The organism is Nodosilinea nodulosa PCC 7104, assembly GCF_000309385.1.
In the GTDB taxonomy this organism is placed as follows: Bacteria; Cyanobacteriota; Cyanobacteriia; order Phormidesmidales; family Phormidesmidaceae; genus Nodosilinea; species Nodosilinea nodulosa.
The window spans coordinates 3611352-3620611 of the sequence record NZ_JH976537.1 but is presented as its reverse complement, the minus strand read 5'-3'; the positions used below and the strand labels follow the sequence as shown (position 1 = coordinate 3620611).

Here is a 9260-nt window from a genome sequence, read left to right as displayed (position 1 = left end):
AAATCTTGGATTGGTATCACTTGACTGAGAATTTGCACAAGGTCGGTGGGTCGTTGAAACGCTTGCAGGACGCTGAATCCCTATTGTGGGAGGGGCAAGTTGATAAAACGATTGCCCTATTCGCCCCGGTTAAAACAGGCCCCTCACGGCGCTTTCAGACGTATTTGCAAACCCATCGCAGTCGGGTTCCCAATTATCGGTATTACCAGATGGAGGGACTGCCCATTGGCTCTGGCCCCGTTGAGTCTTGGATTAAGCAGATCGATGAACGGGTGCAGATTACCGGGGCACGATGGAAGCCTGAGCGAGTGCCCCAAATCCTGGCCCTGCGCTGCGCCTATCTCAGCGGCCGCCTTGATTTATTTTCTCCGCTCAAAGTATGACGCACTCCCGACTCGCTAAGGGTCGCAGTGATAGCATGCCCCTAGCATGTCACAGACCTATTTTTCTTGCGCTTACCCTGTTTGAGATACTAATTTCGGGGTTAGCTTCAAGGACTTCGAATAGAATCGCTTCTAAAGTTTTAATAATTACTTGCTTCATTTCTATTTTCTTTCTAGCAGCACACCCAATCGATCTAGAATGTGGGTAAACTTTTTTGCATTTTGCTTGACCTCTCAGAACAATGACTCAGATGATTTTCTGAGTAAACGCTGAGACCTTCGATTTCTTGTTGACTAGGCCACTGTAGAAGGTGGCTAAAGCCTGCATTTAACCGTTGACTCTCAAAGACTGTCCAGAATATTGTCAGAGTTTCTTTGCCATAATTTTTTAAGAGGTTTATCAATATGAAAATCTCTAGCCCCAAATCTAGCACAAAAAAGTTTTTCAACTAAAAATAAGTTGACAGGGTGTCACAAGGTGTGTGTTTTTATACATATCCTACCTAGAAATGTAATTGATACTGGCTAGGCTAAAACATTCCAGATATTGTCGATCAATGGTGTCATCTAGTCGAAGGATTGCCCTAGCCGATAGTGACGCGGCGTTTGCCCAGTCCAGCGCTTGAAGGCGCGGTGAAAGGCGCTGGGTTCCGAAAAGCCCAATAGAAAGGCCATATCGTGAATAGAGACCTCAGGATCTTGCAGGTGCCGCAGGGCCAGCTCGCGGCGGGTGTCATCCACCAGCCGTTGGTAGGAGGTGTTTTCGTTTTTTAGCTCGCGCTGGAGCTGGCGGGGGCTAATCGCCAGAGCGTGGGCGATCGCCTCCAGGCTGGGCACATCTCCCTGCAAATTCTGGCTGATGGTCTGACCGACCTTTTGGGCGTAGCCCTGATTTTGAGCCGACAGCAGGGCGGTGGCGTGCTGTTCAAACACCGCCAGCAGGCTGGCGTTGGCCGACTTCACGGGCCAGTCCAGACAGCTGGCCGGAAACGCCAGCCGGTTGATGGGCTGGGCAAACTGCACCGGGGTTTGAAAAATGCGATCGTGCTCGGCCACGTTCCCTGGCTGCGGGTGCTGAAACCAGACGCCGTAGAGCTTTAGGGGCTGGCCCGTGAGCTGCTGGGTGGCGGTCAGCAAGGCCGAAAAGGTGCTTTCGATCGGGTGTCGGGGTTCGTCGAGCAGGTAGTTTTGCACATCCCCCAGCACCGCACAGTCGCATTGCACCCAGCCGTTGGTAACACGGTGGGAAATAGCCACCCCCTGGCTGAACAGGTGGGTGTAGCGGGCCAGCTTTTCGAGGGCCTGACCGTAGGTTTGGCAATTTAGCAGCACGTAGCCGACGATGCCGATCGCCGCCAGGTCAAAGGCTTCGCCCAGGTGCAGGCCCAGATCGGGGTCATGGGTTTGGGCCACGGCTTCTCGCCACAGGGCTTTGAGACAATCCCCGGCGATCTGCCGGTCTGGGTCGGCCAGCCAGGCGCGATCGATCCCCGCCGCCCGGCAAAGGCCATCCATGTCGCCGCCCTGGGCCGTCACGTACTGGGCAATATCCCGCGCGATCGCCACGGAGAACTTCGCCTCTGGCATAAGCGGACGCTCCTGCTGGGGGTTGGGTCAGTTGGCCGTCTGAAAGGCTGGCGCAGTGGGTCAACTTTGTGGCGCGGTGGGTCAATTGGCCCGCTGCCCCTCGACCTTACCGTTAGATTACACCGGCAAACGAGCCTGGTCGGGCCGGTTAGTAAGGCCGACAGATTGCAAACTTGCCCCAGCGTTCCTATGGCACAACTCCTTCGCTCTGTTCGCATCAATCGCTTAGTCATTGCCGTGATCTTCACCGTTCTTGTGGCCGATACCGCACCCCATCCCAGCCTGGGACCGGGGTTGATCCAGACAGAAATCAGCCAGCTACAGCAGGCGCTACGGCGCTAGCACGGCCAGGCAGAAATCAAGCCATCATTTCAGCTCCCCTGTCTCCCTGGCCCCCCGGCTCCTTGCAATTGGCAAGAGTCAGCAAGCTTACGCCGCAGTCTACTAAACCAAGAAATTTCTCTCTGCTCCCTTTCCCTCTACTCACTAAAGGAACTCCAGCTATGAGCCGCTTACAGCTTGTGCGCACCACCGGCATTTTTTTGATCGCGCTGGTGGTGATGTCGAACATTCCCTACATTCGCTTAATTCAGACCTTTGAGTACGACGATATTTTGCGTGAACCGGTGGACTACGTGCTGACCCAGTTTCAGGCTGGGGGCGCAGCGCTGATTCTCACCTGGTTTTGGTTTGGGCTGGCGGCGCTGCTGCTGGTTCCGGCCAGTCTGCTGCTGCACCGGGTGGTCGATCGCCCCAGTACGCCCTACCTGGCAGCCGCCACGGCGATGGGGGCGCTGTCGGGACTGCTTCAGGCCGTGGGCCTCATGCGCTGGGTCTTTGTCGTACCCATTTTGGCTCAATTGCAAACCAATCCAGCCACCGATGAGGCAACCCGGGCGGCGGTGGCCGTGGCCTACCAGGTGGTGCACCAGTACGGCGGCGTGGTAATCGGCGAACAGCTGGGGCAGCTTTTGCTGGTGGGCTGGACGCTGGGTCTGGGCATGGCGATGGTGCGATCGCCCCTGTTCAAACCGTGGCTGGGCTGGTTCGGGCTGCTGACTGCCCCGCTGCTATTGCTGGGCCAGAGCGAACTGCTGGCCACCGTAATCCCCACTCTGCCGGTGATTGAGACCACGCCGATCGGGTTTATTCTGTGGGAAATTTGGCTGCTGGTGGTGGGCGTCTCCCTGGTGCGGGTGCCCCAGCGACGGCTGGCCAAGGGCGCGATCGCCCCTGTGGCGTAGAGCATCAACGCGGGACAACTCAGCTCCCGCCCCTACGCTATGCTCGAAAATGTCACAATAGGCCCAACCGCTCCATCCCCATGGCCATGGACAACACCACCCTGATTCCCCTAGTCGAACAGATTACCCAGCAGCTCAAAACCCTGTCCGAAGCAGAGCTGCATACCATTCGCGATTTTGTCGACTACCTGGCCTGGAAGCACCGTGGGGATGAAGCTCAACCCCTGGACAAACGATCTGCCGAGGCGCGGGCTGTGGAGCGCATCAAAGACCTTGACGACCCGACCCAGTGGGTGACGGTGATTGACGAAGGCGAAGAAGTAGATGAAGAGGCTCTCAATCATTGGCTAAAAGCCCGTGGGTACCAAGATTAGGTATGTGGTGCAGTTGCACCAAGAAGTAACGCAGCAAGATGTTTTAGATTTACCTTTATCGCTCCGGAGAGATCTTTCTAGATATCAACAGGTGCTTTCTCTAGATCCTGTTAAAAGCCGCGCAGTACCGAATCACAAACTGAAGGGAGAATTAAGCGGCTACCGGGCATTGGAAATTGACTGGAACGGCGTTGCCTATCGTCTGGTTTACCGCATCTATGATTCTCCGGCCCCCAGGCGAGTAGTGGTTTTGAGCTTTGCTGAGCATGACCCGGCCTATGAGCGGGCGATCGCGCGCAAAGACAGTTAACGTCAGACAAATCTGTTCTGCAATATTCAAGCCCAAGCCAGATAGGTTAGACGAGCCTATTCCTGAGCCATAATGGGGCCAGCTTTGGCTGATTCTCTACATGGCTGACCTCCCCCACCGCGCAAACTCTCTGGCCTGGCAGCTGCGCCAGGGATGGCAAAACCTGGGGGAATGGTTTGAGTACCAGTTTTCTAAGGTCGATGTGAATGCGCCTGAACTTCCCCGCTGGCCCTGGTTGGAACCCGTGGCGCGGGGGCTGTTTTGGGTTGCGATCGCATCTCTGGCCCTGTGGATCGGCTGGCTGCTGTATCGGGGCATCACCGCCTACCTGAACCGGCGGCAGCCAAACCCCGCAGCCTCCAAAGCAAACCTTCCCTCTCAGGAGGCGTTGAGGCAGGCGGCATTTTGGTGGCGCGAGGCCCAGCGGCTGGCCCAGCAGGGCGACTACGCCGCTGCCTGCAAAGCCCTCTACATGGCGGGGCTGGCCCGGCTCAACGACACCGAAACCGTGCTCTACCGGCCCAGCCGCACCGATGGCGAATACCTGGACTGCATCGCCGCCCACCCCAGCCGCCCCTACGAGCTGCTGATCCGCACCCACGAGCGGATTACCTACGGCAACGCCCTGGCGACCGAGGAAACCTATCAGCGCTGCCGCCGCGCCTACCAGGAGATCGCCCAGTCGTGACGCGATCGCTGCCCCTCAGCCGCCGCAACTTAATCGCCGGTTTGCTGGCCCTGGCCCTGCTGCTGGGGCTGACGATCTTCAGCGCCCCCGCCACCAGCCATCTCGAAAGCGGCTCCACCTGGCACCGCGGCCCGGCAGGCTATAGCGCCTGGTACGAATCGTTAGAGCAACAGGGCGTGACGGTGCAGCGCTGGCAACGCCCGGTAGAAGACTTGCTCAAACAGCTGGGTAAGCCCGATGGCACCACCGTCACCCTGATTCAAAACGCCCCCGCTGGCGCAGAAACCCTGGTGGCCGTGTTGCCAGGGTTCATCGATCAGCAAAATCTTGCCGCCCTGCTGCCCTGGATGCCCCAGTGGATTGAGGCAGGCCATCATCTGGTGGTGCTGGGGGTCAAGACGCCAGCCACGGCGGCTCCCTTTTCGCAAACCCTGCCCAGTGAGGCTGGCCCGGTGCAGATCGATACCCGCCGCCGCTACCAGCCCAGTTCTGACCAGGCGGTGGTTTTAGCGGATGACTATGGGGCAGTGGTCTGGCAGCAGGCCTTTGCCTCGGGGCAGTTTGTGGTGTCGGCAACGCCCCACCTGGCCGCCAACGCCTACCAGAACCAATCGGGTAATTTTGCCCTGCTGACGGATCTGGTAGCAGGCTCAGGCGGGCGGGTTTGGATTGATGAGTACCTGCACGGGTATCGGGACGAGGAGGCGATCGCCGCTGAAATCGGCAGCGACAGCTGGCTCAGCTACCTGGCCCGCACGCCCCTATTAATTCTCTTCGTGCAGGCGCTGGTGGTCACGCTGATCGCGGTGCTGGCCCTCAACCGCAGGCTGGGCCAGCGGCTTACCTTACAGTCTCCCAAAATAGACAACAGCCGGGCCTACATCCAAGCTTTGGCCGGGGTGCTGCACAAGGCGGGTAGCCACGACTTTGTAGTGCAAACCCTGAGCCAGGCCGAGCGTATTCAGCTGCAAAAAGCGCTGGGGCTGGGGCATACCCCTGTGCCCATAGAGCAGCTGCAAGCGGCGTGGAATGAGCAGCCCACCCGTTCCGCCACCGACCTGGAGGCGACGCTGCATCCCCCGATCCCGAAAAGCGAAAGCCAGCTACGCGACTGGCTTAAGCGGGTACAATCCCTTCATTACACCAGCAACGCCACAGGAGACACCGAGCGGGCATGACTGAGCGCCAGAGTAATCAACAAAGTGATCTACAGGCCGCCGTAGCGCGCATCGGCAATACCCTCAGCGGCGTCGTGGTGGGCCAGGAACCTCTGGTACAGGAGCTTTTGGTGGCCCTGTTAGCGGGAGGTCACGTGATCCTTGAAGGGGTGCCCGGCACCGGCAAAACCCTGCTAGTGCGCGCGCTTTCGCGGCTGATCCAGGCCGACTTTTCCAGAATTCAGCTGACGCCCGACATTCTGCCGTCGGATATTTCGGGCACCAACGTCTTTGATCTCACCAGCCGCACCTTCACGCTCAAAAAAGGGCCGGTGTTTACCCAGGTTCTCTTAGCGGACGAGATCAACCGCACCCCGCCCAAAACCCAGTCGGCCCTGCTGGAGGCGATGGAAGAACAGCAGGTCACCCTCGACGGCACCAGCCACCCGCTGCCGGATTTATTTTGGGTGGTGGCAACGCAGAATCCGCTGGAGTTTGAGGGCACCTACCCGCTGCCCGAGGCCCAGCTCGATCGCTTCCTATTCAAGCTAGTCGTCAGCTACCCGGCCCCGGCAGCAGAAAAGCAGATGCTGCTCAACGCCCAGGCCGGGTTTGAGGCCAAGCGGCTAGATATTGGCCAGCTCAAGCCGATCGCCGCCGCCAAACACATCCTGGCCGCCCGCCAGGCCGTCAAAGCCCTGACCGTGCAGGAGTCCATCCTCGACTACCTGCTGGCCCTGGCCCACAAGACCCGTCAGCATCCTGACCTGGAATTGGGCACCTCGCCGCGCTCGACGGTGCAGTGGCTGGCGGCGAGCAAGGCCCACGCCTGGCTGAATGGACAGGAGTTTGTCACCCCCGACAACGTCAAGGCCGTGGCCATGCCGCTGCTGCGCCACCGATTGATTTTGGGAGCCGAGGCGCAGCTGGATGGGTTGAGGTGCGATCGCGTCATCCAGTCCGTTCTCGACAGCGTCGCGGTGCCCCGCTAATGGCGATCGTCCCCACCCGAAAAACCTACGGGCTGCTGCTGGCGGGCGGAGTTGTCGCCACCCTGCTGACCAACTTTTTTGGCTCGCCCAACCGTCTCGCCGTCGCCGTTTTGGCGCTGCTGCTGTTCGATGGTGGCGTCCTGGCCGTGATGGTCTGGGATGGCCTGCGGGTCAAATCTCGCCGCGCAAGCATTAAACGAGATCCCCTGCACCGCCTCTCCATTGGCCGCGACAACCCCATTTCGCTCCACGGGGAGTCTTCTGCTGCCGTTTACCTGCGTCTCTACGACAACTATCCCGTTGGATTCGAAGGCACCCCCATGCCGCTGGAGGTTACTCTGACTGGCCAGGAAACCGAAACCATCACCTTCACCGTCAACCCCAAGCAGCGGGGAGACTATGCCTGGGGCGATCTGCAAATTCAGCAGCGCAGCCCCCTGGGCCTGGCCTGGGCCGACTGGACCGTACCCGCTGCCGAAACCGTGGCGGTCTATCCCGACCTGATCGGCCTCAACCAGCTTTCGGTCAAGCTGGCCCTGCAAGCCACCGGCACCCTGAAGCAAAAGCGGCGCATGGGCGTGGGCACCGAGTTTGCCGAGCTGCGCGAGTACGGTACCGGCGACGACCTCCGCTTTGTGGATTGGAAAGCCACCGCTCGCCTGGGCCAGCCCCTGGTGAGGGTACTGGAGCCGGAGCGGGAGCAAACCCTGCTGATTCTGCTCGATCGCGGTCGGCTGATGACCGCCCAGGTGCAGGGGCTCACCCGTTTCGACTGGGGCATGAATGCGGCCCTGTCGCTGGCGTTGGCGGGGGTGAGCCGGGGCGATCGCGTCGGGTTGGGCGTCTTCGATCGCACCCTGCACACTTGGATGCCCCCCAAGGGCGGGCGGGCCAACTTTCAGCAGATGCTCGAGCGCCTCACCCCGATTGAGCCGGTGCTGGAAGAGTCGGACTACCTGGCCGCCGCCACCCACGCCGCCCAGCAGCAGCACCGCCGCTCGCTGGTGGTGATCATCACCGACCTTGTGGATGAAACCGCCAGCGCCGAACTGCTCTCGGCCCTGGCCCGCCTGCGCCCCCGCCACCTGCCCTTTTGCATCACCCTGCGGGATCCGGCGATCGATCGCCAGGCCCACCAGCCCACGGCCCAGGTCGATGCCGCCTACCAGCGGGCCGTAGCGCTAGATTTGCTCAGCCAGCGCGAAGCCGCCTTTGCCCGCCTCAAACGGCGCGGTGTGCTGGTGCTCGATGCCCCTGCCCACCAGATTTCAGACCCGCTAGTCGAGAGCTATCTGCGCATCAAAAGCCAGGGCAAGCTGTAGGATTTAGTGCATCTTAAGACTATGACTCGGATGATCCGATTTAATGCCAAGTACTTCTATCTGGCAATTTCGCTATTTCTTGTCGAAACATTGATCGCGGTTTTTCTGGGCGATCGCATTGTTCGCCCCTTTGTCGGCGATATTCTGGTAGTTATTTTGATCTATTGCTTTGTGAGAGCATTTTGGCAAATTCGCTCAACCGCTGCGGTCTTACTCGTTTTTGTCTTTGCCTGTCTAATTGAAGGGCTGCAATATCTCAACCTTATCGACAGGCTAGGGCTGGAAGGCAACCGTTTTTTTGCCACCGTGATTGGAACCACCTTTGACTGGAAAGATATTTTGGCCTACGCGATCGGGGCCGCCGTGGTGCTCATTGTCGAACATCGTTTTGCGGTCCCCAGGGGATAGGTCTCTTGGCGACAGCCGGAAACCTGTTACTCAACGTAATTATCTCCCCAAAATTTCCCAAAATCAAACCAGCCTGTGCAACCATCCCCGCCACCGGGAATGCTGAGGGCGAACCTGATTGAACTGCAAAACGGTCGGGGGCAGACACACTTTCAATCACAAATTGGAGACATATGCCTAAACGCAAGTTGCCGCGCGGTGGAGGGGCTCAAGTTGCCTTGAGCCCTGAGCTAGCGATCGCCATGATTGGTCTATTCTCAGCGTTTGCCGATGGCGATGTATCTAGCGATGCAGAGGCCTATGCGCTGGGTGAAATGGTCAGCAGTATCGATCTATATTCGGAATACACAGAGGAGGACTTTGCCGCCCTAGGTACTGAAATTGGCAATCTCATCAATGAATCGGGGGTAGAAGCCGTTGTTGCCCAGGCCATAGATACGATTCGAGATGAAGGCATAGAAGAGGCCGCATTCATTGTTGCCCTGGTTGTCCTGGTTGCCGACGGTGAAGTGCCCGAAGACGAGCAAGAGTTTATCGATGATTTGCGCCAGGCGCTCAGAATATCCGTAGACCGAGCCGACGAAATTGTCAGTGAACTCTTTTCTGAGGAAGAATCTGAGGAAGAAGAGGACGAGGACGAGGACGACGAGGATGAGGAAGAGTAAAGCGTTCACGCTGTAGAGTATTTCGCTGAATGAATGCCTTACCATCCCGACTTCTCATCTCCGCTGGTTGCCGCAACTGGCTAAAGCGCTCAGCTTAAATTACTGTGAGTCGTTAAAAACCCTTTCTCGC

At 58.6% G+C, this 9260-nt stretch carries 11 protein-coding genes and 1 pseudogene; 11 read left to right on the top strand and 1 reads right to left on the bottom strand.

Translation table 11 applies throughout. The features are described from left to right. Nucleotides 1–383: pseudogene (locus tag LEPTO7104_RS34205) on the top strand (ISKra4 family transposase); the annotation flags it as partial. 567 nt (nt 384–950) lie between these two features. On the opposite strand, the gene LEPTO7104_RS0116670 reads toward LEPTO7104_RS34205, so the two are convergent. Continuing rightward, complete coding sequence (locus tag LEPTO7104_RS0116670) at nt 951–1970, bottom strand: AraC family transcriptional regulator (protein WP_017299720.1); 1020 nt, start codon at nt 1968–1970, stop codon at nt 951–953. Between the two features lie 189 nt (nt 1971–2159). Between LEPTO7104_RS0116670 and LEPTO7104_RS40200 the strand changes: the two genes are divergently transcribed. From LEPTO7104_RS40200 to LEPTO7104_RS0116620, 10 genes are all read left to right on the top strand, one after another. Continuing rightward, nucleotides 2160–2312, top strand: coding sequence for a hypothetical protein (locus LEPTO7104_RS40200; RefSeq protein ID WP_017299719.1), 153 nt, complete (start codon nt 2160–2162; stop codon nt 2310–2312). A 161-nt stretch (nt 2313–2473) separates the two neighbouring features. Then, nucleotides 2474–3214 (top strand): DUF4386 domain-containing protein, encoded by a 741-nt coding sequence (locus tag LEPTO7104_RS0116660; protein ID WP_017299718.1) that lies wholly within the window; start codon nt 2474–2476, stop codon nt 3212–3214. 86 nt (nt 3215–3300) lie between these two features. Beyond that, nucleotides 3301–3588, top strand: a complete 288-nt coding sequence (locus tag LEPTO7104_RS37060) for a hypothetical protein (RefSeq protein ID WP_155523668.1) — start codon at nt 3301–3303, stop codon at nt 3586–3588. Further along, nucleotides 3572–3898 carry a type II toxin-antitoxin system RelE/ParE family toxin gene (locus LEPTO7104_RS0116650; RefSeq protein ID WP_026072787.1) on the top strand — a complete coding sequence of 109 codons (327 nt, stop codon included), beginning with the start codon at nt 3572–3574 and terminating at the stop codon, nt 3896–3898. The genes LEPTO7104_RS37060 and LEPTO7104_RS0116650 overlap by 17 nt, the downstream gene beginning before the upstream one ends. A 100-nt stretch (nt 3899–3998) precedes the next feature. Then, nucleotides 3999–4586: a DUF4129 domain-containing protein gene (locus LEPTO7104_RS0116645; protein ID WP_017299715.1), complete on the top strand. Its 588-nt coding sequence runs from the start codon at nt 3999–4001 to the stop codon at nt 4584–4586. Next, nucleotides 4583–5764 carry a DUF4350 domain-containing protein gene (locus tag LEPTO7104_RS0116640; protein ID WP_017299714.1) on the top strand — a complete coding sequence of 394 codons (1182 nt, stop codon included), beginning with the start codon at nt 4583–4585 and terminating at the stop codon, nt 5762–5764. The genes LEPTO7104_RS0116645 and LEPTO7104_RS0116640 overlap by 4 nt, the downstream gene beginning before the upstream one ends. Continuing rightward, nucleotides 5761–6735: an AAA family ATPase gene (locus tag LEPTO7104_RS0116635; protein ID WP_017299713.1), complete on the top strand. Its 975-nt coding sequence runs from the start codon at nt 5761–5763 to the stop codon at nt 6733–6735. Before LEPTO7104_RS0116640 ends, LEPTO7104_RS0116635 begins: the two co-directional genes overlap by 4 nt. Continuing rightward, entirely contained in the window at nt 6735–8057 is a 1323-nt protein-coding gene (locus LEPTO7104_RS0116630) for a DUF58 domain-containing protein (protein ID WP_017299712.1), read from the top strand. Before LEPTO7104_RS0116635 ends, LEPTO7104_RS0116630 begins: the two co-directional genes overlap by 1 nt. A 21-nt stretch (nt 8058–8078) precedes the next feature. After that, nucleotides 8079–8465, top strand: coding sequence for a ribosomal maturation YjgA family protein (locus LEPTO7104_RS0116625; RefSeq protein WP_225886999.1), 387 nt, complete (start codon nt 8079–8081; stop codon nt 8463–8465). A gap of 218 nt (nt 8466–8683) precedes the next feature. Next, nucleotides 8684–9130 carry a tellurite resistance TerB family protein gene (locus tag LEPTO7104_RS0116620; protein ID WP_196358121.1) on the top strand — a complete coding sequence of 149 codons (447 nt, stop codon included), beginning with the start codon at nt 8684–8686 and terminating at the stop codon, nt 9128–9130. Nucleotides 9131–9260 lie beyond the last annotated feature (130 nt).